Here is a 25,952-nt window from a genome sequence, read left to right on the forward strand (position 1 = left end):
TACCTTCACTCGTCACCTCCCTGCGCGTATCCGCACCGGGGAGGGCCGGGTTCCGGTCGGAGGAATCTTTCCGCTCTTCAACGCGAACGTCATCAACTGCTTGAAGACCGGGGCGGCGATCTCCCCACCGTAGTGGCCCTGCTGGGGGTCCTGGAGCACCGCCAGGACGACCAGGCGGGGCTTGTCCACCGGAGCGAAACCAACGAACGTCGCGGTGTATCCGCAGTAGCCCTGGCATCTGGTGTCATAGCGCATCGCGGTGCCCGTCTTGCCCGCCACCCGGTAGCCGTCGATCGCGGCGAGGTTGCCGGTGCCCTCCTCGCTCACCGCGGCCTCCAGCATGGCGGCGATCTCCCGCGCCGTACGCTCACCGACCACCCGGGTCCGCTTACCCGGAGCGGACGGCGTGAACGCGCCGTTCTCGCCGGTCGTGCCGGCCACGATCTGCGGGGTGACGCGCACCCCGCCGTTGGCGATGGTCTGGTAGACGCTCGCCGTCTGGAGCGCGGTCACCGAGATGCCCTGGCCGTAGGCGATCGTGCAGCGCTGGCTGCCCGACCAGTTCTTCCAGTCGGGCAGCAGCCCCGCCTCCTCCCCCGGCAGCCCGGTGCCGGGTTTCGCGCCGAAACCGAAGCGCTGGAGCATCGAGTGGAGCTTCTCGTCGCCGATCTTCTGGGTGGCCAGGATGGTGCCCACGTTGCTGGAGGTCGCCACGACACCCGAGAAGGTCAGGCGCTCGACGGCGTGCGGGTGGGAGTCCTTCAGCACCCGGTCGGCACACCTGATCTGGTCGGGGACGGTGAACAGGGTGTCCGGCCGCACGGCCCCCGACTCCAGCGCCGCCGCGGCGGTGATGACCTTGTTGGTGCTGCCCGGTTCGAACACGTCGGTGACCGACCGGTTGACCCGGTCCTCCACCGGGGATTCCTTCCAGTTCTTCAGGTCGAGTTCCGGCGCGTTCGCCATGGCGATCACCCGACCGGTCTGCACGTCCAGCACGATGGCGCTGCCGGTGCGCGACCCGGTGGCCTTGACCTGCTCGCTGATCGCCTTCTGCGCGGCCCACTGGACGTCGCGGTCGATGGTCAGCCGCACGTCCCTGCCCTCGATGGGCGCCCGCAGGGTGCTGCGGGTCATCGGGATGCGCTGCCCTCTGGCGCCCGTCTCGATGATCTGCTCGCCGTCTCGGCCCGCGAGCAGCTTGTCGTAGGTGTTCTCCAGCCCGGCCAGTCCGGTGCCGTCGGTGCCGACGAAACCCAGCAGGCTGCCCGCCAGGTCGCCGCCCGGGTAGTCACGCCGGTAGCGGTGCTTGCTGCCGACGCCTTTGAACTCGTACGCCATGATCCGCTGGGCGAGTGCGGGATCGACGGCGGCGGCGATCTGCGCGTAGTGGCTGGTGCCGTCGGCCAGCTTGGCGGCGATCGGGTCCTTGGGCTCGTTCAGCTCCTTGGCCAGGACCGCGGCCACCCGGTCGCGCTGCGCGGCGACGACCTGCGAGGGGTCGACGAAGATCTCGCGCGCCTCCAGGGTCAGCGCGAGCTCGTGTCCGTTGACGTCGGTGATCGAGCCCCTTCTCGCGGGCAGCTTCTCACCCTGTACGCGCTGCTTGGCCGCCTCGGCGGTGTAGACCTTCGAGTCGAGGCCCTGAAGCTGGATGAGCCGCCCCGCGAAGATGGACAGCACGAAGGTCATCGCCATCAGGCCGATGCCGATACGCCTGCGGGGGTTGCCCAGGCGCAGCACCGCGGACGGGCGCGCCGGAGGCCGCGGCGGCCTGCCGCCGCCGCGTCCCATCGTGCGCGTGTGCTCCTGCTCCTGCGGCCGTTCGTTTCCACGACTTGGCGCGGGTCGCGCCCGGCCCGGCGGGCCCGGCGACTCCTGGGGTCGTGCGGACCGCGCCGGTCCGCGCGCGGCCTCGGAGCCGGTGGGCCTGCGCGGCGCCGAGGGGCCGCCGGGCCTGCCGGAGCCACCCGTGGCCCGGAGTACCGAGGGGACGTCCGAAGCGCCGGGGGCGGGCGGCCTCGCGCCGGCCCCCTGCCTGCCGGTGGAACCCGGCCGCCCCGGAGAGCCGGATCTGCCGGACGTGCCCGCGACCGACGGCCTCGCCGGAGAACCGGACCTGGCAGGCCTGGCGGGCTTGTCGGATTTATCGGATTTATCGGATCTGCCAGGTCTGCCGGTGCCCTCCGAGGCCGCCGGACGGCCAGGCGAGCCCGTCCTGCCGGGACCGCCGGAGGTGGACGCCCGGCCGGAGCCGCCCGAAGCGGACGGCCTCGCGGCGGAGCCCGCCCTGCCGGCCCGCCCCGCCCCCTGGCCCTTGCCTGGACCTTCGGCGGAGGATCGCCCCCTGGCGGCACCGGACGCCTTCTCGTCTCCCTGTCCCCTGGCCGGAGAGCCCGCCCGGCCGGAGCCCGTGGTGGACGGTCTGCCCGAAGAGCCCGCGCGACCAGAACCGGATGACCTGCCCGAGGAACCGGGCCTACCCGGCCCATCGACGCCCTGCGCCCGGCCGGCGGAACCCGCACGGCCAGAACCAGAGGAACCAGACGATCTCGACGAACCGGACCTGCCGGACGCCGGGGGCCTGCCCGGGGAGGCGGGCCCGCCGGGACTGTCGGGGACACCGGGAGCACCTGAAGGCCCGGCGCCCTCGGAACCGGGCCTACCGGGAACGTCCGAGGCCCCGCCGGGTTTACCCGGCCGGCCGGGGCCGCCGGAAGACCGGCGGCCGGAGCTTCCCGCCGATCCGCCCGAGGAGCCGCCGCGGCCCTGTCCGGGCCCCCGTCCGCCGCTCTCTCTCACTGGCCCGTGCCCGGCACTCGCTCCTGCCCTGCGGGCGTCTGACCGTCACTGGCGGCCCTGCTGGCAGGTTTGTCGGGGGTGATGACACGCGCGGTGTCCCAGTCGGGCCCAAGCCCCTGGTACTCGTTGTTCTTCGCGACCGCGTCGGGCATCTCCCTCCGCATGTTCTCGCTCTGCTTCGCCTCTTTCTCGATGCGCAGACCGCTGATCTCCTTGCGCAGCCCGTTGGCCCTGAAGGAGTCCTTGGCGAGCACGGCGTTCAGCAGCAGCAGGCTGACCAGGCCGCCGCAGAGCAGGCCGACCACGAGCAGCAGGAAAGGAGCCCTCGGCGCCCGCGCGCGACGGGCCGCGGGAGCCGCCTGGGCCTGGGCGGCCGGACCGGAGACGGGCATGGGCCTGGCCGGACCGCCGCGGCGCCCCTGCGGCATCGCACGGGGGACACGCACGGGACGCGCGCCGCGACCGGGCACGGTACGGCTGGGCGCGGCGCGTCGGACGTCTGTCTCACTCCTCGTCAACTGCCTCACGGATCCTCTCTGCCGCCCGACACCGGGCAGAGGCGGCCCGCGGGTTGCGGGCCACCTCCTCTTCGCTCGGAAGCTCGGCTCCCCTCGTCAGGAGCGCGAACCGCGGCTGGTGAGCCGGCAGCGGGACAGGGAGGCCAACGGGGCCGGTGTCCCTGGTCCGCGCGGTGATGACCTGCTTTGTCAGCCGGTCCTCAAGGGAGTGGTACGCGAGCACGACGACGCGCCCGCCCAGCGTCAATGCGTCGAGCGCGGCTGGGAGCGCGCGTTCCAGCGCCGTCAACTCCGCGTTCACCTCGATCCGCAACGCCTGAAAAGTCCTTTTAGCGGGGTTGCCCCCGGTCCTGCGGGTAGCGGCGGGGATCGCCGTCCGGACGATCTCCGCAAGCCGCTTGGTAGACGTTATGGCCTCCCTGGCCCTTTCCTTGAGGATTAGATGCGCGACACGCGGGGCGAATCGTTCTTCTCCGTAATCCCGCAGGATCCGGATCAGCTCGGCGGCCGAATAGGTGTTGACCACGATCTCGGCCGTGAGCTCCTCGTCACGGTCCATCCGCATGTCCAGCGGCGCGTCGTAGGAGTAGGCGAAACCACGCTCGGCCTCGTCCAGTTGCGGAGAGGAGACCCCCAGGTCGAACAGGGCGGCGTCGACCCGGGGGTGGCCGGCGTCGGCCAGCACCTCGGAGAGCTCGTCGGAGACCGCGCGCACCAGCGTGATCCGGTTCGAGTACGGCGCGAGCCTGGCCGTGGAACGTTCGATGGCGGTGGGGTCGCGATCGATCCCGATCAGATGGAGCGAGGGGTGCGCGGCGAGCAGCGCCTCGGCATGGCCGCCGAGTCCGAGGTTGGCGTCGACGAGCACCGGGGCGGGGCGGGCCAGCGCCGGAGCGAGCAACTCCAGTACCCGATCGAGCATGACGGGGACGTGTCCCCCCGGCGCCTGAAGATCATGGCTGTGGTTTTCGGCGCGCATGAAGCGCAACCCTCCTTATTTCCCGCCCCGTCCCACGGACGCGCGGCGGACGCTCACCGGTGTCTTGAAAACTGGCCCCCACCCCCGGGGCCGTCCGGCCAGGTCCCCATCCGCACCCGCGTATCCGTCCGTCACCTGACACCGGGGAAGGTGCATCAGCTGACGGGCAGGTGGTTGCGGGTGGAGACCTCGCCGAACGACGTTTTACCGATGAGTCGACCGTGGAGTCACAAAATCCCTGGCAGCACCTCCTCCGACAGATCGGCGAAAGCCTGCTCTTGGTCGGCCAGATAGGTGCTCCAGGCGTGTTCGTCCCAGATCTCCAGCCGGGTGTTGGCTCCGATGACCACGCAGTCACGGCGCAGGCTGGCGTATTCGCGCAGAGCCTGCGGAACGGTGATCCGCCCCTGTTTGTCGGCGACCTCGTCGGATGCGCCGGCGAAGATGACACGACTGTAGTCACGGACCGCCTTGGCGGTCACCGGCGCGTTGCGCAGAGCCTCGGTTATGCGTTGGAACTCCTCTACGGGAAAAACGTAGAGGCAACGCTCCTGGCCTTTGGTGATCACCAGACCCTCCGCCAGCTCCTCACGGTACTTCGCCGGCAGGAACAGCCGTCCCTTCTCATCGAGACGCAGGTGGTGAGTGCCGAGGAACATCGGCTCCACCTCCCGTGCCCAGCGGAGAACCAGGCGTCGCAGCCGTGCCCTCCACTGCGCACCACCATACTCCACTTCTCTCCACCGTCAACTGATTCCGCGCCTCTTCACGGCGGGTTTCGCCGACATTTCCCCAGTTCAAATGGGGTGGTGCGGAGTGGAGGGGGTAAGCGGCCCGGCATACGTCACGGGCGTGTCGGGAAGATTGCCGAATAGTCCAAAGATCATGAAATGGACTGTAAGGCGGTGAAGAATGGTGGAAGGTGAAACAGCACCACGCCCGTCACAGGATCGGCACGTCACTCACACAGGAACGCGACGATCATGGCGCACACTATGGCTGATCACCCGAAACCATCCTTGATGACCACATAAGGTCGCCGTTGGAACGCGCGGCGCCGTAGGGTCGTAAACAGAATGAGTAACGGGATCGCAAAGATTCCGCAACGGCAACCCCCCGGCGCACAACCGCCGCATCCTCATGGAGGCCTGGTGGCAGTAACTCATGACGTCTCACCTCAGCTCGATGATCTTGTTGTCACCGCGCACCGGATCCGCCAGTCGATCGAATCGGTGATCGAAGGCAAAAGTGACGTCATCCTCCTGACCTTGACCGTACTACTCGCCGAGGGCCATCTGCTCATCGAGGACGTGCCCGGAGTCGGCAAGACCATGCTCGCCAAGGCCTTGGCGCGCTCCATCGACTGCCCGGTGCGCCGCGTGCAGTTCACCCCCGACCTGTTGCCGAGCGACATCACCGGGGTGAGCGCCTACAACCAGCAGACCAGGGAGTTCGAGTTCAAGCCGGGCCCGGTCTTCGCCAACATCGTGGTGGGCGACGAGATCAACCGTGCCTCGCCGAAGACCCAGTCGGCGCTGCTGGAGTGCATGGAGGAGCAGCAGGTCACGGTCGACGGGGCGACCTACCGGCTGGACTCCCCCTTCATGGTGATCGCGACACAGAACCCGATCGAGATGGAGGGCACCTACCCCCTGCCCGAGGCTCAGCGCGACCGGTTCACCGCCAGGATCGCGATGGGCTACCCGGCTCCCTCCGCGGAGCTGGAGATGCTCGACGTGCACGGCGCCGCCTCCCCGCTGGACAAGCTGGAGCCGGTGGCCAGCACCGAAGAGGTGCAGGCGCTGATCGCGGCGGTGCGCGGGGTCTACGTCTCCCAGCCGATCAAGAAGTACGCGATCGACCTGGTGACCGCCACCCGCCAGTCCCCCGACCTGAGGCTGGGCGCCTCTCCCCGCTCGACCCTGCAACTGGTCAGGGCCGCGCGGGCGCACGCGGCGCTCGCCGGCCGCGACTACGTCATCCCCGACGACCTGCAGGAGCTGTGCGTCCCCGTACTGGCGCACCGGCTGCTGCCCAGCATCGAGGCTCAGGGGCAGCGCCGCCCGCCCGAGCAGGTGATCGCCGACCTGGTCCGCCGGGTTCCCGTTCCCGAGGCCCAGGCCCGGTGACCTCCGGCCTCAAGGCGCTCACCGCCCGCGGCCGGTCCTTCGTCGCGTCCGGCGTCGCGGCGCTGCTGTGCGCCTTCCTCCTCGGCGAGCACGACCTGCTCAGGATCGGCGTGCTGATCGTCTCGCTGCCGCTGCTGGCGGCCATGGTGGTCGCCCGTACCCGCTACCGGCTGAGCTGTGCGCGGCGTCTGGATCCGCCCAGGGCCGAGATGGGCAGCGAGGCCACCGTGACGCTGCGGCTGGAGAACGTCACCCGGCTGCCGACCGGTCTGCTGATGGTCGAGGACACCGTTCCCTACGCCCTCGGCGCCCGGCCCAGGTTCGTGCTGGACCGGGTGGAGCCGCAGGGGATCCGGGAGATCGACTACCGGGTCCGCTCCGACCTGCGCGGCCGCTTCACCATCGGCCCGCTCTCCATCCGGATCAGCGACCCCTTCGGCCTGGTCGAGCTGACCAGGTCGTTCACCATCAGCGACACGCTGATGGTGACGCCCCAGGTGGTGGCGCTGCCCCACGTCCGTCTGGTCGGCGAGTGGAGCGGCGGCGGTGACAGCCGTACCAGGAGCGTCGCGGCGGCGGGGGACGACGACGTCGCCCCCCGCGAGTACCGGCAGGGCGACGACCTGCGGCGGGTGCACTGGCGCTCGACCGCCAGACACGGCGAGCTGATGGTCCGGCGCGAGGAGCAGCAGTGGCAGAGCAGAGGTGCGCTGCTGCTGGACACACGGCGGTACGCCCACCGGGGTGAGGGCCCACGCTCGTCGTTCGAGACCGCGGTCTCGGCCGCCGCCTCCATCGGCGTGCACCTGGCCCATGAGGGTCTCGGCCTGCGCCTGGTCACCGACCAGGGGGCCGAGCACCTCACCGACAGCGGGCTGAGCCTGTCGCTGCTGGACACCCTGGCCGTGGTGAAGACCAGCCCGGCGCGGTCGCTGGAGTACGGCGTCGGCGCGCTGCGCCAGGGCGGCGGCGATGGGCTGATCGTGGCCGTACTCGGCAAGATGGACCTCGACCAGGCCCGGGAGCTGGCCAGGGTCAGGCACGGCAAGACGACCGGCGTGGCCGTGATGCTGGACGTGGCGGGATGGGAGCGTCCCGAACTCGGCGAGGACGAGGACTTCCAGGCGGCGCGGGCGGTTTTGACGGGGACGGGCTGGCGCGTCGTGCGACTGGCCGCCGGCGCCTCCGTCGCGAGCGTGTGGCAGGACGCCGCGCAGCGCGGGCGATCCTTGGCGAGCAGGGGCAACGCATGAGACTTCCCATCGCGTCGGGCGTGGCCACGGGAGCGGTCGCGATCGCGCTCTATCCCCTCTTCCAGGGCGGCGCCTGGTTCTGGAGCAGCCTCGGCGCGATCCTGGTGGTGACCGGGATCGGCGTGCTGGCCGGCCACTACAGGCTGCCCGGCTGGCTGGTGCCGCCCGCCCAGGTGCTCGCGGTCTGGGTCTACCTGACCTCGGTGTTCGCCGGCGACGAGGCGTGGGCGAGGGCGGTGCCCACGAAGGAGTCGGTCCTGGCACTGGCCGAGCTGCTGGCGACGGGCTTCGCCGACATCCAGCGGTTCGCCGCCCCCGTGCCGGACAACGATGGAATCGTCCTGCTCACCTGCGGCGGCGTCGGCCTGATCGCGATCACCGTCGACCTGCTGGCCGCGCGGCTGCGCAGGGCGGCCCTCACCGGGCTGCCGCTGCTGGCGCTGTTCACCGTCCCTGCGGCGGTGGTCGCCGAGCCGATCAGCTGGCCGACGTTCATCGTCGGCGCCCTGGGCTATCTCGGCGTGCTCGTCGCCGACGGGCGGGAGCGGGTCAGCCACTGGGGCCGGGCGGTGCTGGTGCGCCGGACGTCCTCCTTCACCGTCACGCGGCCCTCCTCCGATGCCGGGACGCTACGGCTGTCCGGCAGGCGCATCGGCTTCACCGCGATCGTGCTGGCCGTCCTGCTGCCCCTGCTGCTCCCCCCGCTGGAGCCCAACCCGCTGTTCTCGTTCGGTGTGGGCAACGGCGCGGGCGGCGGCAACTCGATCAGCATCCCGAACCCCATCGTCAACCTGCGCGGCCAGCTGTCGCTGCCGGAGAACTCCACGGTGCTGACCTACACGGTCAGCGACGGTGCGGCGCGCTACCTGCGGATGTACTCCCTCGACGTCTTCGACGGCGAGCAGTGGACGATGTCGGAGCCCAGGGGCCGCCCCGAGGACCGGACCTCCGACTCACCGATGCCACCGCCCCCCGGCCAGGGCGCGGACCTGCCCGTCACACCGGCGACCCTCGACATCACGGTGAGCGAGCAGGTCAGAAGGCTGAGCTTCCTGCCGCTGCCCTACCCCGCGTCCAAGGTCACGGTGGAGGGCGACTGGCGGCCCGACCGCGACACGCTCATGGTCTTCTCCACCAGGAACACCGCCGGGGGTCTGACCTACCAGGTGGTCACCGCCGAGCCCGAGCCCACTGCGGAGAGGCTCAAGGCGGCGGATCCGGCGGCCCCGGCGATCAGGGAACGGTACCTGGGGCTGCCGGAGAGCCTTCCCGAGGAGATCAGGGAACTGGCCACCCGGGTGACCAAGCGCGACTCCAGCCAGTACGAGCAGGCGATCCAGCTGCAGGAGTTCTTCACGGAGAAGGGCGGGTTCACCTACAGCCTGGCCACCCAGGGGCATGACGGCCCGGCGCTGACCGACTTCCTGATCCGCAACCGGACCGGTTACTGCGAGCAGTTCGCCGCCTCCATGGCGGTGCTGGCGCGCGTCCTGGGCATCCCCTCCCGGGTCGCCATCGGCTACACCGGTGGCGGCAGCCTGTCCGACCAGTGGCAGGTGCGCACCCATGACTCGCACGCCTGGCCCGAGCTGTACTTCGAGGGAACCGGATGGCTCCGTTTCGAACCCACGCCGACGGGCGGGGCGGGCCAGGGCAGCGCGACGGTCCCCTCCTACACCCGGCCAGAGGTGGCGTCGGCCACCCCCGACGAGCCGATCACGGCCCCTTCGGCGGACCCCGGCGACTCCGACCCCACCGGGGGGACGGCGGCCGGCCGCCGTGACCGGACGCTCGACCTCGACTCCGGTGGCCTGCCGATCGCACTGGACGAGGGCATGCCGCCGGCCGCGCGAATCGGCATCGGAGTCGTGATCGCGCTGCTGGTCGCGCTGATTCCGGCGATGATCCGCTGGCAGCTGCGGGCCCGCCGCGACAGACACCACACCCGGCAGGTCAAGGGTCCCGACGGGGAGGATCCGGCCGGCGCCACGGCCCTCGGGGCCATCCGGCGGGAGTCGGCGGTGCGGGCGTCCTGGGCCGAACTCGACGACGCTCTGTGCGACTACGGGATGTCGCGGCAGGCGAGTGAGAGCCCGCGCGCGCTGGCCAGGCGGCTGACGGAGCAGTACGGGTTCGAACCGGAGGCCGCCGCCGCGCTGGGGAGGATCACCTCGGCTGTGGAGCGGATGCTCTACGCCAGGGCCCCGGGTGAGACCGGCACGCTCCGTGCGGACCTGCGGAGTGTGCGGCGGGCGCTGGCCGCCACCGTGACCCGCGGCAGGCGGATCAGGGCTGTGCTGCTGCCGCCCTCCACGCTCCTGCGGATGCGAGGGCTCGGCGGGCGGGTGCTGGACGGCTTCGACCGGCTGGAGAACATCCAGCTCCGCAGGCCGACCGGGAAGGGCGCCTGAGCAAGGCGGATTCACCAGATGGCAGGGGCCGCTTCCAGTCGGGAGCGGCCCTCGTCGTCCAAGGGGTCGGGGAGGAGATCCGCCGCCGCGAACGGCGGCGGGCCCGGCGGCTAGTGCTCGTCGTTACGACGGCGCCAGCGCTCCTCCATGCGTTCCATGAAGCTCTGGCGGGAACCACTGCGGCGCCCCCCCTTGCCTCGCGGCTGATCGGACGGTACGGCCGCGCCGGCCTCACCGAACCCGTTCATCCGCTTCCAGCTGGACAGACCCCACAGACACGCGGCGAGCATGACCACGAAACCGCCGACGCCGAGCGGGATGTTGATGATCACAACGCCGACCATCAGCAGGACGACACCCAGGATGAAGCCGATGGAGGCCTTCACCAGGCGGCGCCTGTAGTGGCTGCGGGGATCACTGATCCTGACGGTGTTGGCCCACTTCGGGTCCTCGGCGTAGAGTGCCTGCTCGATCTGGTCGAGCAAGCGCTGCTCGTGCTCAGAGAGCGGCACGGCGCCTCCCAAGGACAGCCCCAGGACGGGGAAGACGGTGACGGACGACACGGGGTGTCCGAACCTCGCGGTCGGTTATCCCCAGAATACGAGGCTGTAGACGTAGACGAAAGAAAACGTCCAACGTAGTCCAAACCGGAGGCCGCGTCATGGATCTATTCCATCAAACGGCGGGCGAACAAGGGAGGCCGGAAGCACCGCATTGTGACCGAATCTGCGGGTGGCCCTGTCCATCGCCTGCTCGGCCTCCCGCCAGCCCGTCTCACGCTCTCCGAGACCGAGCTGCCTGCTCGCCCCGCCGGCCGGGCTGAGGTTCTCCACCCGTACTCCGACCAGTCTCAGCTGGACGTTCTCCAGACCAGAGGCGGTGTAGAGGGCGCAGGCGACGTCGTACAGGATCTTGGCTACGTCCGTGGGCTCGTGCAGGCTCCGGGAGCGGGACAGGGTGGTGAAGTCGGCGCGGCGGAGCTTGACGCTGACCGTGCGGCCGACGCTGCCCCCCTGCCTGAGCCTGGCCGCGACCCGCTCGGAGAGCCGGAGAAGCTCCCTGCGGATCTCCACGGGGTCTGCGATGTCTGTGGCGAATGTCTCTTCCGCGCCGATGCTCTTGTCGGGAACGTGCGGGGTCACGGGGCGCTCGTCACGCCCCCAGGCGAGCGCCGCGAGGTGCTCGCCCGCCGCCTGGCCCAGCTCGCGGCGGAGCGTGTCCACCGGGACCCTGGCGAGATCTCCGACCGTCTTGATGCCGAGCCGGGCCAGGGACCGCTCGGTGCGCTCCCCGACACCCCACAGCGCCGCCACCGGGAGCGGGTGCAGGAAGTCGACCACCCGGTCGGCGGGAACCACGAACAGTCCGTCCGGCTTGCAGTGGCGCGAGGCGAGCTTTGCCACGAACTTGCTGTTGGCGACTCCCACGGAGCAGGTGACGCCCTGCTCGCGCACGATCTGCTCCCGGATCATCCGGGCGATCTCCGCCGGGGGGCCGAGGCGCTTGCGTGCCCCGCCGACGTCCAGGAACGCCTCATCGGAGGCTATCGGCTCGACCTCGGGGGTGAAGGTTTGGAAGATCTCCATGACACGCCGGGAGACCTCCGCGTACTTGCCGCGACTCGGCGGGATGATCACCGCGTTAGGGCAGAGCCGTCGGGCCCGGGTCATGGGCATGGCCGAGTGCACCCCGAACCTCCGGGCCTCGTAGGTGGCGCTGAGCACCACCCCGCGCGCGCCGGGCGCGCCGATGATGACGGGGGTTCCTCTGAGCTCGGGGCGCTCGCGCAGCTCGACACCGGCGTAGAAGGCGTCCATGTCGACATGGAGGATCGGGCAGCCGGTGTCGTCCGTCCCCAGATCCGATTCCGGGCGCGGCATCTGCTGCTTTCTCGACACGACGCCATCCTACGGGAACACGCGTTCGACGTGGTGCTCACCGGTGGCCGAGCACGTGCAGTTGGGTCGCGATGTCGCGAAGCACCGGGTGCGCCGCCGCCGCCTGCTCCAGGTCGGCCAGGGCGCGTGCGGCTCCGGGTTCGCCGTCGAGCAGCCTGCTGGGCACCAGGTCCGCGAAGATCCGCACCCCGTGCACCTCGCCGGGCGCGAAGCCGGTCACGGCGAGAAGCCGCTCCAGTGCCTCCCGGGTGAAGCGCCTGGGTGTGGGGTCGCGGTCACCCCAGCGGCCCTCGGGGTCGTCCAGGGCCCGGCGGGCCTCGTCGAAGCGTCCGGCGAAGGCTCGATGCAGCGCGGCGGCGAGCGGGTTCGCGGCGAGCACGCTGATCACGCCGCCCTCACGCAGCAGATCGGCCATGGCCGTCACCGCGCTGACCGGATCCTCCACGTACTCCAGCACGCTGTGGCAGAGCACCAGGTCGGTGCCACCGCCCGGGAGCAGCTCCCCCAGGTCCGCGGCGTCACCCTGCAGGGCGCGCACCTCCACCCCCGCCTCCGCCGCGCGGCGCTCCAGCGCGGCGAGCGAGTCGGGGCTGGGGTCGACGACCGTCACGGCGTGGCCCAGGTCGGCCAGGGGAACGGCGAAACCACCCGTGCCGCCCCCGGCGTCGACGATGTCGAGCCGATCACGGCCCGTCGCGGCCACCCGTTCGGCCAGCACGGCGCTCAGGACGTCCCATACGACCGCGGTACGGACCGCCGGGGTGCCTGCGTGCCGTGAGATGCCTACGGCGTGCAACTTCAGATCGCCTCCTCATACGTGACGAGCCCAGCCTACGCCGCGCGTCCCCCGGCGCGGCCCAAGGACTATCCATACTCGTAATTGATCGAGTCTTTTTCCCCGAGTGGACGGACCCGGCCGACCGGCCGAGAGGAAGGCCGTCGGATCCGCGGGAGAAAGGGGGGCGTCCGGGAGGGGCGCCGGATGACTGCCCTCCAGGCCGCGGGGGTGTGCGAATGGATGAGGAGCCGTGCGGGTGCGCGCCGAGGCGGGGAGACCGGGACCGGCTCCCCGCGGGGCGCGGGTTAGAGCGTCAGAGACGGCTTGAGCTGCTTGAACCTGGCCATCAGGCCGTTGACGAACTGCGGCGACTCGTCGGTCGACAGTTCGGAGGCCAGGCTGACCCACTCACTGATGACGACGCCCTCGGGGACGTCGGGCATCCACAGCAGCTCGTAGGTGCCGCCGCGCAGGAGGTTGCGGTCGACCGCGGGCATGCGGTCGAGCGTCCAGCCGTCGGCGTAGGCGGTGATCAGCTCGTCGATGCGCGTCCGGTGCCTGCACACGCCTTCGACGATCGTCGTGGTGTATTCGTTCACGGGCGGCTCGGCCCGCTCCAGGCGCTCGGCGAGAACCCTGAGCGGGTCCTCGCTCCGGGCCTCCGCCTCGAAGAGGATGTCCAGCGCGCGCCTGCGCGCCTTGCCCCGTGCCGACATCAGGCGCGGCCGAGATAATCGCCGGTGCGGGTGTCGACCTTGACCTTCTCGCCGGTGGTGATGAACAGCGGCACCTTGATCTCGGCACCGGTCTCCAGCGTGGCGGGCTTGGTGCCGCCGGTGGAGCGGTCGCCCTGGAGGCCGGGCTCGGTCTCGGCGACGATCAGTTCGACGGCCGCGGGCAGGTCGACGTAGAGGACGTTGCCCTCGTTGATCGCCACGGTGGCCAGCATGTTCTCCAGCAGGTAGTTGGCGGAGTCGCCGACCGCGGCCCTGGAGACATGGAGCATGTCGTAGGTCTCGGTGTCCATGAAGACGTAGTCGTCGCCGTCCATGTACGAGAACTGCATCTCGCGCTTGTCGACGTTGGCCACCTCGACCTTGACGCCCGCGTTGAAGGTCTTGTCGACGACCTTGCCCGATAGCACGTTCTTGAGCTTGGTGCGGACGAACGCGCCGCCCTTACCGGGCTTGACGTGCTGGAACTCCACGACAGCCCAGAGCTCACCGCCGTCGAGCTTGAGCACTAGGCCGTTCTTGAGGTCGTTCGTCGTCGCCACTAGTTCTCTCCTGCGTACGGCCGCTCTTAGAGGACGAGCAGCTCTTTGGTCGTCCGGGTGAGAAGTTCCGGCCCGCCATCACGCGCCACGAGCGTGTCCTCGATGCGGACACCACCCCTGCCGGGAAGATATACCCCAGGTTCAACCGTGACCGGAACTCGGTCCTCCATTCTAGCGTGCTCGTGGTCAGGCTCTGGCTTTCGCGGAGACAGGAACGGCTTCTCGTGGATCTCCAGCCCGACTCCGTGTCCGAGACCGTGCTTGAAGAACTCCCCGTATCCCGCCTCGGCGATCAGGTCGCGGGCCGCGGCGTCCACCTCGTGGAGCGCCGCACCGGTCCGCACGGCCCGGCGGCCGGCCCGCTGGGAGGCGCGGACCAGGTCGTACAGCTCGCGCTGCCAGTCGGCGGGCTCGCCGATCGCCACGGTTCTGGTCATGTCGGCGTGGTAGCCCTCATACAGCGCCCCGAAGTCCATGGTGACCAGGTCTCCGCGCTCCAGCGGCCGGTCCGAGGGCGAATGGTGCGGGATCGCACCGTTGGGGCCGCTCGCGACGATCGTGTCGAAGGCGAGCCCGTCCGCGCCCAGGTCGACCATCCGGCGCTCCAGCGCCCTGGCGACCGCCTTCTCGGTCAGCCCCGGGCGCAGTTCGGGCAGGACCTCGGCGAAGGCCCGGTCGGTGAGCTCGCACGCGGTGCGGATGAGATCGATCTCGGCGTCGTCCTTGACCATGCGTACCGACTCCACCAGTCCCGACAGGCGGAGCCGGTCGCCGCCCAGCCGGAAGTAGGTGGCGACGGACATGTGGTCGGCCTCGATGCCCGTCCGGCCGCTCTCCGGCAGCAGCGCCCCGGCGACGTCGGGTTCCTCGACCACCTCGATGTCGGCGCACAGCCGTCGGGCGGCCCCGATGTAGCGGGAGTCGGTGGCCAGCGTGGCACCGGCGTCGGCCCGGATCAGGACCGCCGCGTTGGAGCTGGCCAGGCCGGTCAGGTAGCGCACGTTCACGCCGCCGGTGACCAGGATCGCATCCGCCTCGTGAGCGGGGAGCAGGGCCGCGAGGTTCTCACGGCGCCGTACGTGGATGACGGTCATGGCACGCATGCTATTGGCCGATTTGACCAATGTCGTCATCTTGGCTCGATCTCGCCGGCTCCTTCCCGGAACCCGGACCCGCCGATCACATGCCCGCCGGGTCCCGGTCCCCGCGAGGCGGGTCAGGAGGCGAGTTCCCTGACCTTCTCGATGAGCCGGAGGCGCTCTGCGTGGGTGCGTCCCAGCGGGGCGACGTTGATGGTCGTGACACCCGACTCGCGCATCGCCTGCAGCCGCTCCCTGACGTGCCCCTCCGGGCCGATCAGCGACATCTTCTCCAGCATCTCCTGCGGAACGAGCGCGGCGGCCTCGTCCTTCTTCCCCTCCAGGTAGAGGTTCTGGATCTGCTCGGCCTCCTTCTCGTAGCCGTACCTGCGGGCGAGGTCGTTGTAGAAGTTCTTGCCCTTGGCCCCCATCCCGCCGATGTAGAGGGCGGCCATCGGGCGGCCCAGCTCCAGCCAGCCCGAGACGTCGTCACCGATGGCCAGCGACGCCTGGGCGATCACGTCCAGCTCTCCCAGCGCCGGGTCCCGCTTGGCCCGGCCCGCCGCCAGGGAGGCGCCCCACACCTCGGCGGCCTTCTCCGGCATGTAGAAGATCGGCTCCCAGCCCTCGGCCAGCTCGGCGGCCAGCTCTACGTTCTTGGGACCGATGGCGGCGATCACGACGGGGATGCGGTCGCGGAGCGGGTGGTTGATGAGCTTCAACGGCTTGCCGAGACCGGTCCCCCGGTCCGCGGGAAGCGGGACGGTGTAGTGCCTGCCCTCGTAGTTCAGGCGCTCACGCCGCCACACCTGGCGGCAGATCTCGATGACCTCGCGGGTGCGTCCGAGCGGGGCGTTGTACGGGACGCCGTGGAAGCCCTCGATGACCTGCGGCCCCGAGGCTCCCAGACCGAGGGTGAAGCGGCCGTCGGAGACGTAGTCCAGGCCCGCCGCGGTCATGGCCAGCAGCGCGGGGGTACGGGAGTAGATCGGCAGGATGCCCGAGGCGATCTGCAGTCTCTCGGTCTTGGCCGCGATGTAGCCCATCTGGCTGACCGCGTCGAAACTGTATGCCTCGGCGACGAAGACGATGTCGAGACCGGCCTTCTCGTAGTCGGCCAGTTCGGCCACCGTCTCCTTGAAGCCCCCCGAGTAGCTCAGGGCCATACCGATACGCATCGTGAGATCGTCCTTCCGCAGCGCCGACGAAACCGAATGTTGTTCCGTTGCCTTGGCTACAAAGGCTATCGACTCACCGCCGAAGCACCAAGCCCCGTGCCGTCGGGCCGGTAGCCTACGCATTCCGGGGTAGGGGATCTTCGACGGTGACAAGGAGGGGTGTGCTGAGGCGGTCGATCATCGTGGTGGCGGGAGTCCTGGCCCTGATTCTCGGAGGGCACCGGTTCCTGCCGGAACTGGGCGGTTTCACTCCCGTGCTGGAGAGCCTCCTTCCCTGGCTCGGCGTCGCGATACCTGTCCTGCTGATCTGCGCGCTGGCCACCCGCTCGTGGCAGGTGATCTTCGCGGCGCTGCTCCCGGCGGCCGTCTGGGGCCTCATGTTCGGCCCGACGCTGCTGCGCGGCCAGCCCGGCGGTCCCAGCGACCTGTCGGTCGCCACGCTCAACGTGGGCGCGGCGAACGCCGACTCGGCCGAGGCCGTACGGTCGGTCTCCAAGGGCCGCGACCTGGTCGCGGTGCAGGAACTGACTCCGGGAGGCCCTGCGGCGGAGGTCCTCAGCGAACGCTTTCCCCACCACTACCGGATCGCCACGGTCGGCCTGTGGAGCAGGTTCCCGATCGTCGAGGCCCGCAAGGCCGACATCGGCCTCGACTGGGCGCGGGCGCTGCGAGCGGTGGTCGCCACCCCCAAGGGGAGGCTGACCGTGTACGTCATGCACCTCGCCTCCGCCCGGCCGGGCCAGACCGCACAGCGTGACGAGACCCTCTCCCATGCCCGCAGGATGATCGACAAGGACGACAGCGCGCGCCTGCTGCTGCTCGGCGACCTCAACACCGCCACCACCGACCGCAAGCGCTCCGGCCTGGTGCCGCCGCTGTCGGACGCCCAGCAGGAGGCCGGTACGGGGTTCGGCTTCACCTGGCCCGCGGCCTTCCCCGTCACCCGTCCCGACCACATCCTCTACCGCGGCCTGACCGCCACCGAAGCGGGCGTCGAGCGGGCAGCGGGCAGCGACCACCGCGCCGCCTTCGCCTCGCTGCGCCTGACCTCCCAGAAACCGGACTGACCGGACCGACCAGCCGGGCCTGAGGGTCCGAAAGACCCGGAAGACCCGGAGGGCTCGGGCGGCGAGGCCGGAACGGGCCCGTAAAGCCGCCGGGCTCAGCCGGGCCGGGCGGCTCGGGCGGCGGCGTCGGAGCGGGCCCGCAGCGCCGACAGGTCCGCCGGGGTGTCGATGTCGGCGGGGTCCGCCACGTCGTCGCAGGGGACCGCGACGACCAGTTCGGGATGGGCCTTCAGGAACGGGCGTGCTCCGGCGTCACCGGTCGCGAGCCGGGCGACCTCGGCGAAGTGCTCCCTGGCGATCAGCACCGGGTTCCGCCGCGCCCCGCCGTAGGTGGCGACGGCGACCGAGGCACCCCGCTCCGCGGCCCGGATGAGCCGCTCCACCGCCGCCGGGCCGACGAACGGCTGGTCCACCAGGCTGATCACCACCTGCTCGGCGGTGGCGGGGATCGCGCCCAGGCCGGCCCTGAGCGAGGAGCCCATCCCCGAACTCCAGTCCGGGTTGTGGACGGTCACCGCCCCCTGCACCCGGACGGCGGCCGCCCCGAGCACCACGACCACGAACCGGCAGCCACCGTCCTGGAGCACCCTGACCCCCCGGTCCACCAGCCGCTCCCCGTCGAACTCCACCAGCGCCTTCGGCGTGCCGAGCCGCGAGCCGGACCCGGCGGCCAGCAGCAGCCCCGCGCTCGTCGTTCCCGCGGGTTCCGCCCCGGCGGTCTCTCCCGGCACCTCTTCGGAGGTGCTCACGCGCCGGGCCCGTCACGGTGAACCGGGTCATCGCCATGAACCGAGCCGTCACCGTGAACCGCGCCGTCGCCGTGGATCCGGCCGGAGCCGTCGGTCAGCGGCCTGCCCGAGCCGCCCCAGCGCAGCTGGATCAGCTCGGCGGCGATGGAGACCGCGGTCTCCTCGGGGGTACGCGCGCCCAGATCCAGGCCGATCGGCGAACGGAGTCGCTTCAGTTCGGCCTCCCCCAGCCCCGCCTGCGCGAGCCTGGCCAGCCGGTCCTCGTGCGTACGGCGCGATCCCATGGCGCCGACGTAGCCCGCCGGGGTGCGCAGGGCCACCTCCAGCAGAGGGACGTCGAACTTGGGATCGTGGGTGAGCACGCAGATCGCGGTCCGCTCGTCCACGGTGACCGAGGTGAGATAGTCGTGCGGCCACTTGACGATCACCTCGTCGGCCTCGGGGAAGCGCTTGGCCGTGGTGAAGACCGGCCGGGCGTCGCACACGACCACGTGATAGCCGAGGAACTTGCCGATCCTGGCGACCGCGGCGGCGAAGTCGATCGCGCCGAAGACCAGCATCCGGGGCGGCGGCGCGAAGGACTGCACGAAGACCGACAACTCGTCGAGCCGCCGCTCCCCCCGGGCACCGTACCTGCGGACGCCCGTCAATCCCTGCGCCAGCATGCCCCGTACGTCGTCGTCCACCGCCTCGTTCAGCCGGTCCACCCCCAGGGAGCCCGAGGAGCGGTCCGGCCAGATCACCCGGCGGCTGCCCACCGTACCCGGCCCGGACAGGATCGTCGCCACCGCCACCGGCTCGTGCCCGAGCACCGAGGCGGCGACCGACCCCAGTTCGGGGAAGGTCTTCGCGGAGACCGGCTCGACGAACACGTCCAGGATGCCGCCGCAGGTCAGGCCGACGGAGAAGGCGTCGTCGTCGCTCACGCCGTACCGCTGCAGGACGGGCCTGCCCGAGGAGACCACCTCCTGGGCCAGCTCGTAGACGGCTCCCTCGACGCAGCCGCCCGAGACGCTGCCCTCCGCCTCGCCGCCGAGCACCGCCATGGACGCCCCCGGCGGGCGGGGGGCGCTGCGGAAGGTGTCGACCACGGTGGCCAGGCCGAACGTCTCCCCCGCCTCCCACCAGCGCATGACCTGCGACAGAACATCACGCACGTGTGCCTCCCAGCAGCATTGCCAGCTCTTCGAAGGCGGCCAGGCTGTGCCCGGCCACGAAGTCGTCGATGTGCGGAAGGGCGGCCCGCATGCCGGCGGTGAGCGGCTGGTAGCCCTCCTGCCCCTTGTGCGGGTTCACCCAGATCACCCGATGGGCCGTCCGCGACAGCCTGGCCATCTCCGCCCCCAGCAGCGAGACGTCGCCGCGTTCCCACCCGTCGGACGCGATCACCACCGTCGCGCCGGCCGCGTCGTTCAGTGCCAGGAGCCGCCGGAGCTCCTCTCCCAGCCGGGTGCCGCCGCTCCAGTCCGGAATGGCGCGGGAGACGGCGTTCATCGCGGTGGCCGGATCGCGGTGGCTCAGTTCCGCGGTGAGCCGCGTCAGCCGGGTGCCCGCGCTGAACACCTCGGTGGCCCTGGGCTCCGACCTGACCAGCGCGTGGGCCAGGCGGAGCAGCGTGTCCGCGTAGGGGGTCATGGAGCCGCTGACGTCGACCAGCAGCACGACCCTGCGGGGTCTGGTCCGGTGCGCGCGGTAGCGGAGACCGGCGATCTCCCCGCCCCTGCGCAGGGTCTCGCGGATCGTCGCCCTGCCGTCCAGCCGCCCCCGGCGCGAGGTCCTGAAACGTCGCGACCGGCGCCGTTCCCTGCCCGCCCGCAGCAGGGCGAGCAGCCGGTGTACCTCGGCCAGCTCCGGTCCCGTCATCCTGGCCACGTCACGGGTGCGCAGCACCTCCGTCGCGCTCGCGGTCGCCGCGAGCGCGGGGGAGTCACCGCTCTCCTTTCGATCGGGCCCCCTGTGCGGCAGCGCCGCGGTGTGCCGGATGACGGTGATCGCCGCCGGTCTCGCGCGGCCCGCGCGCCGCCCTTCGAAGTAGGCCGCGAAGACCCGGTCGTAGCGGGGCAGGTCGTCGGCCGAGGCGCACAGCGTGAGCCTGCCCGCCCAGTAGACGTCGGTGGGCTCCGCGGCGTCCAGGTGGGACAGGGCGCGGAGCAGGCCCTGGGTTCGCTCGTGATCGGCGGGCACCCCCGCGGCACGCAGGGTCCTGGCGAAACCGGTCATGACCGCGACCAGGTCCTCGCCGCTCCCGGCGGGAAGGACGGCGCCGTCATCCGTGGCGGGCGGGCCGCCGATGTCCCGATCCGCCGGGGCACCGGTCGCGCCGGCGGGGAGACCGCGGCCGTCAGCGCCGGGCCACACCGAAGAATCCGTTCCCGAGCACGGTCTCGTGGTCCTCCCTGTGCTTGAGCAGGGCGCCCAAGGTGGCGGCCGCCGCGTCGGGGTCGAGCTCGCGGGATCCGAGAGCCAGAAGTGCCTCGGTCCAGTCGAGGGTCTCGGCGATCCCCGGCGGCTTGATCAGGTCGGCCGCGCGGAGCCGTCCCGTCGCGTGGGCGACCTGCTCGGCCAGGATCGCGGAACAGTCGGGGAGCCGCCTGCGCAGGATCGCCACCTCCCGCTCGAAGGAGGGGTGCTCCAGCCAGTGGTAGAGACAGCGCCGTTTCAGGGCGTCGTGTACCTCGCGGGTGCGGTTGGAGGTCAGCACGACCACCGGCGGACGCGCGGCGCGGATCGTGCCGAGCTCGGGGATGGAGATCGCGAAGTCCGAGAGCACCTCCAGCAGGATCGCCTCGAACTCCACGTCGGCGCGGTCGACCTCGTCGATGAGCAGCACCGAGGGCTGGGTCTCGATCGCCTTCAGCAGCGGCCTGGCGATCAGGAACCTCCGATCGTAGACCTCCCCCTCCAGCCGGGCGGCGTCGGCGATCCCACCCGCCTCCGCCGCCTTCAGGTGCAGGAGCTGGCGGGCGAAGTCCCAGTCGTAGAGCGCCTGGGAGGCGTCCAGCCCCTCGTAGCACTGCAGGCGGATCAGCGGCGCCCCGAGCAGCGCGGCCAGGGTCCTGGCCAGCTCGGTCTTGCCGACGCCGGCCTCGCCTTCGAGCAGTAACGGGCGGCCCATCCGCAACGCGAGGAAGGCCGCCGTGACGAGCCCCTTGTCGGCCAGGTAGGACCGCTCGTCGAGCAGCTCCGCCAGTTGCTCGGGGGACTCCACGTCAGATGCCTCGATTGTCCGCCTCACCACCACCTCAGGTTACGCCCGGCGGCCGAGTTCTCGCGTGGTCGCGCCGTACCCACGGCACCGGGAGGGTCCGCGTCCGACAGGACGGCGCCGGGGATCGAGGACGGACAGGCGTATCGCCGTCCTTCGAAGAAGTATCCTCACCCCCTGTGAAGAACCTCCTCGGCCAGATCAACACCCCGTCCAGAGTCGTCGTGGTGGCGTTCCTGGCCGTGGTCATCACCGGTACGGGGCTGCTGTCGCTGCCGGTGGCGGTCGAGGAGGGTCAGCATGCCTCGTGGACGTCGGCCCTTTTCACCGCCACCTCCGCGGTCTGTGTGACCGGGCTGGCCATGCACGACACCGCGGCGCACTGGTCGTTCTTCGGCGAGATCGTGCTCATGGTGCTGATGCAGATCGGCGGCTTCGGGATCATGACGCTCTCCTCGATCCTGGCCGTGCTCGTCTCCGGCAAGCTCGGCCTGCGCGCCCGCCTGAACACCCAGGCCGAGACCAAGACCCTCGGGCCCGGCGACGTGCGACAGGTGATCGTGGGAGTCGCCAAGGTCACGGTGATCGCCGAGGTGCTGACCGCCACCGTGCTCGCCGCCCGCTTCGTGACCGGGTACGGAGAGCCGGTCGGCCGCGCCATCTATTACGGGATTTTTCATGCGATCTCAGCATTCACCAATGCCGGGTTCGCCCTCTGGTCGGACAGCGTCATGGGCTTCGTCACCGATCCGTGGATCTGCCTCCCGCTCGCGCTGGCGGTGATCGCCGGAGGTCTCGGCTTCCCGGTCTACGCCGTCCTGAGGGAGAACTGGCGCCGCCCGTCGCGCTGGACGCTGCACGCCAAGATCACGCTGTGGATGACCGCGGTGCTGCTGCTCGGCGGGACGCTGGCCATCACCGTCATCGAATGGAACAACCCCGGCACGATGGGCGGCCTCTCCCCGGGACTACGGATCATGGCCGGGTTCTTCCACAGCACGATGACCCGCAGCGGCGGCCTGAACTCCATCGACACCTCCCAGATGAGCGAGAACTCCTGGCTGGTCAGCGATGTGCTGATGTTCATCGGCGCGGGTAGTGCGGGCACCGCGGGCGGCATCAAGGTGACGACGTTCGCACTCCTGGGCTTCGTGATCCTCGCCGAGCTGCGCGGCGAGCCCGACGTCTCGGCGGGCCGCCGCCGCGTCCCGGAGCAGCTTCAGCGCCAGGCCCTGACGATCGCGCTGCTGAGTGTGGCGTCGGTCGCGGTGGGAACGTTCGCGATGATGACGGCGACCCCCTTCAAGCTCGACCGCGTACTGTTCGAGGTGATCTCCGCCTTCGGCACGGTCGGGCTGTCGACGGGGATCACCGCCGACGTCGGCACCGCGGGGCACCTGATCCTGACCGTCCTGATGTTCGTCGGGCGGCTCGGCCCGGTGACCCTGGGCGCGGCGCTGGCGCTGCACGTCCAGACCCGTCGGTTCCGCTATCCGGAGGAGCGTCCCCTCGTTGGTTGACAAGAAGAACCGCAGCGACGCGGTCGTGGTCATCGGTCTAGGGCGGTTCGGCGGCGCGCTGGCGGCGGAGCTGGTGAGCCGCGACGTCGAGGTGCTCGGCGTGGACAACGACTCCAAGAACGTCCAGTACTTCTCCGGCAGGCTCACCCACGTGGTGTGCGCGGACTCCACCGACCCGGACGCCCTGCGGCAGCTCGGCGTCGAGGAGTTCGGCCGGGCCGTGGTCGGCATCGGCACCAACATCGAGGCGAGCATCCTGACCACCTCGATCCTGACCGACCTGGGGGTGGCGGACATCTGGGCCAAGTCGATCAGTCTGCAGCACAGCCGGATCCTGCAGCGGGTCGGCGCGCACCGCGTGGTGCAGCCGGAACACGACATGGGCGAGCGGGTCGCGCACCTGGTCATGGGGCGGATGCTCGACTATCTGGAGGTCGACGAGGGCTACGCCCTGATCAAGACCATGGCGCCCGGGTGGGCCGACGGCAAGAGCCTGGGCCGGCTGGGCATCCGCAGCGAGTACGGGGTCACCGTGGTCGGTATCAAGAAGCCCGGCGGCGGGTTCACCTACGCCACCTCGGAGACGGTGGTGCAGAGCGGCGACATCCTGCTCGTGGCGGGCGACACCGACAAGACCGAGCGGTTCGCCGAGGAGACCTGAGCACCGAGAACCCCGGATCCAGCGTGTTCAGGCGGTGACGGCGGCGTCGAGATGACCGGCCCGCCGGCGGTTCAGCGGGCCTCGTCCGCCTCGCCGCGCTCCCTGATGAGGGCGGCGAGCTCGCGGACCTGACGCATCGTGCGCTTCTTCTCCGACCCCTGCAGGCCCATGGCGCCGACCGTGATCCCGTCGGCAAAGTCGATCTTGGCCCAGGGCTCGTGGTCGGTCAGGGTGACCCCGAGCACCTCGGCCCACTCGTAACGGCGCGATCTCAGCGGGTTGACGACGGTGATCCCTCGCTCGTCGGCCTCCACCCGGCACCGCCCCAGCAGATGGAGGGCCCAGGCGATCAGGAGACCCAGTAGGAGCATCCCGATCCTGTCGGCCAGCGTGAACGGCGCCGGCAGGAAGACCGCCATCAGGATGGCACCGAGCGTGATCACGCACGCGAAGCCGTAGGCCACGATCCGCCCGTTCTTGGGCCGCCAGACGACGGGCAACGGGGGCGGCGAGACGCTCTCCGGGCTCACTCTCAGATCACGATCCTTCGGGAAACCGCCGATCAAAACGGCTGCGACGGCTGGTCATGGTGCCGATGGAAACCTATCGCACGTCCCCGCCGCACCGATCACACGGCGCGGCGGGGTGCGTCCGGGTGCTCTAGGAGCGGAGTTCGCGCAGCAGCAGCGCCGTCTCCAGCGCCGCGACGGTGGCCTCGTAGCCCTTGTCCTCGTGACTGCCCGGCACCCCCGACCTGTCCACGGCCTGGTCGAGGGATTCGCAGGTCAGCACTCCGTTGCCGACCGGGACCTGCTCGTCGAGGGAGATTCGGGTCAGGCCCGCGGTGACGGAGTCGCAGACGTAGTCGAAGTGGGCGGTCTCACCGCGGATCACGGCTCCGAGGGCGACGACCGCGTCGCAGCGCCTGGCCAGGGCCTGCACCACGACCGGGATCTCCAGCGATCCGGCCACCCGGACCACGGTCACCGCCGCGCCGCTGTCCTCTCCGGCCCGCACGGCCCGCGCCACGAGCTGATCGGTGATCTCCTCGTGCCACCGGGCGGCCACGATGCCGACGGTCAGCCCCCGCGCGTCCACGGCCGACACCACCGGCCGTCCTGTCCCACTCATCTGATCAACTCGCTCCGCTCGCGGTTCGCGTTCGCGAACACCCCGTCCATACCGGCTCTCTCGCCACGCTCACTCATTCGCGCTCCCGGGGGATGTCGTGACCAAGGCGGTCGCGCTTTACCGACAGGTACTTCTCGTTGTAGGGGTTCATCGCCACCGGCATGGGCTCACGGCCGATCACCTTGATGCCGTAGCCGTCCATGCCGCGCAGCTTGGCCGGGTTGTTGGTCAGCAGCCGGATCGACTTCACCCCCAGGTCCGCGAGGATCTGCCCGGCGTTGGAGAACTCCCGCGCGTCCACCGGCAGTCCGAGCTCCAGGTTGGCGTCGACCGTGTCACTGCCGGCGTCCTGGAGGCTGTACGCCCGCAGCTTGGCCAGCAGCCCGATGCCGCGCCCCTCGTGCCCGCGCAGGTAGACGATCACGCCTCGGCCCTCGGCGGCGATCCGGGACATCGCGTGCTCCAGCTGCACCCCGCAGTCGCACCGCAGCGACCCGAGCACGTCGCCGGTCAGGCACTCGGAGTGCGCCCGGACCATGACGTTCTCGCCGTCCTCGATGTCGCCGAAGACCAGGGCCAGGTGTTCGCCGCCGTCCACCGAGCTCGCGAAGCCGTAGGCCCGCCACACGCCGAACCTGTTCGGCAGCAGGGTCTCGGCGACCCTGGTCACCATCCGCTCGGTCCTGCGCCGGAACTCCACCAACTGCTCGATCGAGACGAGCGCCAGGTCGTGCTCGTCGCAGAAGCGGCGCAGCTCCGGCAGCCGCATCATGGTCCCGTCGTCGTTGACGACCTCGGCGAGCACGCCGGACTCGCTCAGCCCGGCGAGCCTGGCCAGGTCCACGGCCGCCTCGGTGTGACCGCGCCTGACCAGGACACCGCCCTCCCGGTAGCGGAGCGGGAAGACGTGACCCGGCCGTACCAGCTCGGACGGATCGGTCTCGGAGTCGGCCAGCAGACGGATCGTGCGGGCCCGGTCGGCGGCGGAGATCCCGGTGCTCACCCCGTCCCTGGCGTCCACGCTGATCGTGTACGCGGTGCGCAGCCGCTCCCTGTTGTCGTGCACCATCAGCGGCAGGCCGAGCCGGTCGAGGTCCTCACCGCGCATCGGCACGCAGACCACGCCGCTGCTGTGCCGGATGGTGAAGGCCAGCAGTTCCGGTGTGGCCTTGGACGCGGCGAAGATGATGTCGCCCTCGTTCTCCCGGTTCTCGTCGTCGACGACCACGACCGCCTTGCCCTCACGGGTGTCGGCGATCGCGCGTTCGATCGGGTCCAGCTTGATCACACGGCCTCCTCGGGGACGAGCACGGTCCGC

General features: G+C 70.7%; 24 protein-coding genes. 6 read left to right on the plus strand and 18 right to left on the minus strand.

Annotated features, from left to right (window positions below):
• Window positions 1–12: 12 nt before the first annotated feature.
• From IG98_RS44745 to mraZ, 4 genes are all read right to left on the minus strand, one after another.
• A complete protein-coding gene (locus IG98_RS44745) occupies window positions 13–1,743 on the minus strand; it encodes a penicillin-binding transpeptidase domain-containing protein (protein WP_037970082.1) in 1,731 nt (576 codons plus the stop codon).
• 1,055 nt (window positions 1,744–2,798) lie between these two features.
• Window positions 2,799–3,230: a hypothetical protein gene (locus tag IG98_RS0111575; protein ID WP_063766204.1), complete on the minus strand. Its 432-nt coding sequence runs from the start codon at window positions 3,228–3,230 to the stop codon at window positions 2,799–2,801.
• Between the two features lie 76 nt (window positions 3,231–3,306).
• Window positions 3,307–4,299 (minus strand): 16S rRNA (cytosine(1402)-N(4))-methyltransferase RsmH, encoded by a 993-nt coding sequence (gene rsmH / locus IG98_RS0111580; RefSeq protein WP_030909863.1) that lies wholly within the window; start codon window positions 4,297–4,299, stop codon window positions 3,307–3,309.
• Between the two features lie 227 nt (window positions 4,300–4,526).
• A complete protein-coding gene (gene mraZ / locus IG98_RS0111585; protein ID WP_030909866.1) occupies window positions 4,527–4,958 on the minus strand; it encodes a division/cell wall cluster transcriptional repressor MraZ in 432 nt (143 codons plus the stop codon).
• Between the two features lie 492 nt (window positions 4,959–5,450).
• On the opposite strand from mraZ, the gene IG98_RS0111590 reads away from it, so the two are divergent.
• The 3 genes from IG98_RS0111590 to IG98_RS0111600 are packed head-to-tail and all read left to right on the plus strand — an operon-like array spanning window position 5,451 to window position 10,092.
• Complete coding sequence (locus IG98_RS0111590) at window positions 5,451–6,428, plus strand: AAA family ATPase (protein WP_030909871.1); 978 nt, start codon at window positions 5,451–5,453, stop codon at window positions 6,426–6,428.
• Window positions 6,425–7,681, plus strand: a complete 1,257-nt coding sequence (locus tag IG98_RS0111595) for a DUF58 domain-containing protein (protein WP_030909873.1) — start codon at window positions 6,425–6,427, stop codon at window positions 7,679–7,681. Before IG98_RS0111590 ends, IG98_RS0111595 begins: the two co-directional genes overlap by 4 nt.
• Window positions 7,678–10,092: a transglutaminase TgpA family protein gene (locus tag IG98_RS0111600; protein WP_030909875.1), complete on the plus strand. Its 2,415-nt coding sequence runs from the start codon at window positions 7,678–7,680 to the stop codon at window positions 10,090–10,092. The genes IG98_RS0111595 and IG98_RS0111600 overlap by 4 nt, the downstream gene beginning before the upstream one ends.
• 110 nt (window positions 10,093–10,202) lie before the next feature.
• Here the strand turns inward: IG98_RS0111600 and IG98_RS0111605 are convergent, their stop codons facing one another.
• The 7 genes from IG98_RS0111605 to IG98_RS0111635 all read right to left on the minus strand — a co-directional run bounded on the left by IG98_RS0111605 (window position 10,203) and on the right by IG98_RS0111635 (window position 16,301).
• Window positions 10,203–10,604, minus strand: coding sequence for a DUF3040 domain-containing protein (locus tag IG98_RS0111605; RefSeq protein ID WP_030909878.1), 402 nt, complete (start codon window positions 10,602–10,604; stop codon window positions 10,203–10,205).
• Between the two features lie 147 nt (window positions 10,605–10,751).
• Window positions 10,752–11,972 carry a DNA polymerase IV gene (dinB, locus tag IG98_RS0111610; RefSeq protein ID WP_030909879.1) on the minus strand — a complete coding sequence of 407 codons (1,221 nt, stop codon included), beginning with the start codon at window positions 11,970–11,972 and terminating at the stop codon, window positions 10,752–10,754.
• A gap of 55 nt (window positions 11,973–12,027) precedes the next feature.
• Window positions 12,028–12,786 (minus strand): class I SAM-dependent methyltransferase, encoded by a 759-nt coding sequence (locus IG98_RS0111615; RefSeq protein WP_084195298.1) that lies wholly within the window; start codon window positions 12,784–12,786, stop codon window positions 12,028–12,030.
• Window positions 12,787–13,073: 287 nt separating this feature from the next.
• Window positions 13,074–13,484 carry a transcription antitermination factor NusB gene (gene nusB, locus IG98_RS0111620; RefSeq protein ID WP_030909885.1) on the minus strand — a complete coding sequence of 137 codons (411 nt, stop codon included), beginning with the start codon at window positions 13,482–13,484 and terminating at the stop codon, window positions 13,074–13,076.
• Complete coding sequence (efp, locus tag IG98_RS0111625; RefSeq protein WP_030909888.1) at window positions 13,484–14,044, minus strand: elongation factor P; 561 nt, start codon at window positions 14,042–14,044, stop codon at window positions 13,484–13,486. The genes nusB and efp overlap by 1 nt, the downstream gene beginning before the upstream one ends.
• A gap of 26 nt (window positions 14,045–14,070) precedes the next feature.
• Entirely contained in the window at window positions 14,071–15,138 is a 1,068-nt protein-coding gene (locus IG98_RS0111630; protein ID WP_030909891.1) for a M24 family metallopeptidase, read from the minus strand.
• 122 nt (window positions 15,139–15,260) lie between these two features.
• Complete coding sequence (locus tag IG98_RS0111635) at window positions 15,261–16,301, minus strand: LLM class F420-dependent oxidoreductase (protein WP_030909893.1); 1,041 nt, start codon at window positions 16,299–16,301, stop codon at window positions 15,261–15,263.
• A 161-nt stretch (window positions 16,302–16,462) separates the two neighbouring features.
• On the opposite strand from IG98_RS0111635, the gene IG98_RS0111640 reads away from it, so the two are divergent.
• On the plus strand, window positions 16,463–17,368 hold the full coding sequence (locus IG98_RS0111640) for an endonuclease/exonuclease/phosphatase family protein (protein WP_051752007.1): 906 nt from the start codon (window positions 16,463–16,465) through the stop codon (window positions 17,366–17,368).
• A gap of 95 nt (window positions 17,369–17,463) precedes the next feature.
• On the opposite strand, the gene IG98_RS0111645 is transcribed toward IG98_RS0111640, so the two are convergent.
• Genes IG98_RS0111645 through IG98_RS0111660 form a run of 4 tightly spaced genes read right to left on the minus strand, consistent with a single transcriptional unit; the run spans window position 17,464 to window position 21,355 of the window.
• Window positions 17,464–18,099 carry a nucleotidyltransferase family protein gene (locus IG98_RS0111645; RefSeq protein WP_030909900.1) on the minus strand — a complete coding sequence of 212 codons (636 nt, stop codon included), beginning with the start codon at window positions 18,097–18,099 and terminating at the stop codon, window positions 17,464–17,466.
• 14 nt (window positions 18,100–18,113) lie between these two features.
• Window positions 18,114–19,274, minus strand: coding sequence for an XdhC family protein (locus IG98_RS0111650; RefSeq protein WP_245651509.1), 1,161 nt, complete (start codon window positions 19,272–19,274; stop codon window positions 18,114–18,116).
• Window positions 19,267–20,475 carry a vWA domain-containing protein gene (locus IG98_RS0111655; RefSeq protein WP_342666808.1) on the minus strand — a complete coding sequence of 403 codons (1,209 nt, stop codon included), beginning with the start codon at window positions 20,473–20,475 and terminating at the stop codon, window positions 19,267–19,269. Before IG98_RS0111655 ends, IG98_RS0111650 begins: the two co-directional genes overlap by 8 nt.
• Window positions 20,459–21,355, minus strand: coding sequence for an AAA family ATPase (locus IG98_RS0111660; RefSeq protein ID WP_051752024.1), 897 nt, complete (start codon window positions 21,353–21,355; stop codon window positions 20,459–20,461). The genes IG98_RS0111655 and IG98_RS0111660 overlap by 17 nt, the downstream gene beginning before the upstream one ends.
• Before the next feature lie 146 nt (window positions 21,356–21,501).
• Here IG98_RS0111660 and IG98_RS0111665 point away from each other — a divergent pair, with 146 nt between their 5' ends.
• Both IG98_RS0111665 and IG98_RS0111670 read left to right on the plus strand, forming a co-directional pair.
• Window positions 21,502–22,842 (plus strand): TrkH family potassium uptake protein, encoded by a 1,341-nt coding sequence (locus tag IG98_RS0111665; RefSeq protein WP_030909912.1) that lies wholly within the window; start codon window positions 21,502–21,504, stop codon window positions 22,840–22,842.
• Window positions 22,835–23,503 (plus strand): potassium channel family protein, encoded by a 669-nt coding sequence (locus IG98_RS0111670; RefSeq protein WP_030909915.1) that lies wholly within the window; start codon window positions 22,835–22,837, stop codon window positions 23,501–23,503. The genes IG98_RS0111665 and IG98_RS0111670 overlap by 8 nt, the downstream gene beginning before the upstream one ends.
• A gap of 71 nt (window positions 23,504–23,574) precedes the next feature.
• Here IG98_RS0111670 and IG98_RS0111675 read toward each other — a convergent pair whose 3' ends face one another.
• The 3 genes from IG98_RS0111675 to IG98_RS0111685 form a co-directional block, all read right to left on the minus strand.
• Entirely contained in the window at window positions 23,575–24,033 is a 459-nt protein-coding gene (locus IG98_RS0111675; RefSeq protein ID WP_030909918.1) for a PH domain-containing protein, read from the minus strand.
• A 130-nt stretch (window positions 24,034–24,163) separates the two neighbouring features.
• Window positions 24,164–24,634, minus strand: coding sequence for a 6,7-dimethyl-8-ribityllumazine synthase (ribH, locus tag IG98_RS0111680; RefSeq protein WP_030909921.1), 471 nt, complete (start codon window positions 24,632–24,634; stop codon window positions 24,164–24,166).
• A 73-nt stretch (window positions 24,635–24,707) separates the two neighbouring features.
• Window positions 24,708–25,922 carry a bifunctional 3,4-dihydroxy-2-butanone-4-phosphate synthase/GTP cyclohydrolase II gene (locus tag IG98_RS0111685; RefSeq protein WP_030909925.1) on the minus strand — a complete coding sequence of 405 codons (1,215 nt, stop codon included), beginning with the start codon at window positions 25,920–25,922 and terminating at the stop codon, window positions 24,708–24,710.
• Window positions 25,923–25,952: the final 30 nt, after the last annotated feature.

It is taken from the genome of Streptosporangium amethystogenes, from assembly GCF_000721075.1.
GTDB classification, from domain to species: Bacteria; Actinomycetota; Actinomycetes; order Streptosporangiales; family Streptosporangiaceae; genus Streptosporangium; species Streptosporangium amethystogenes.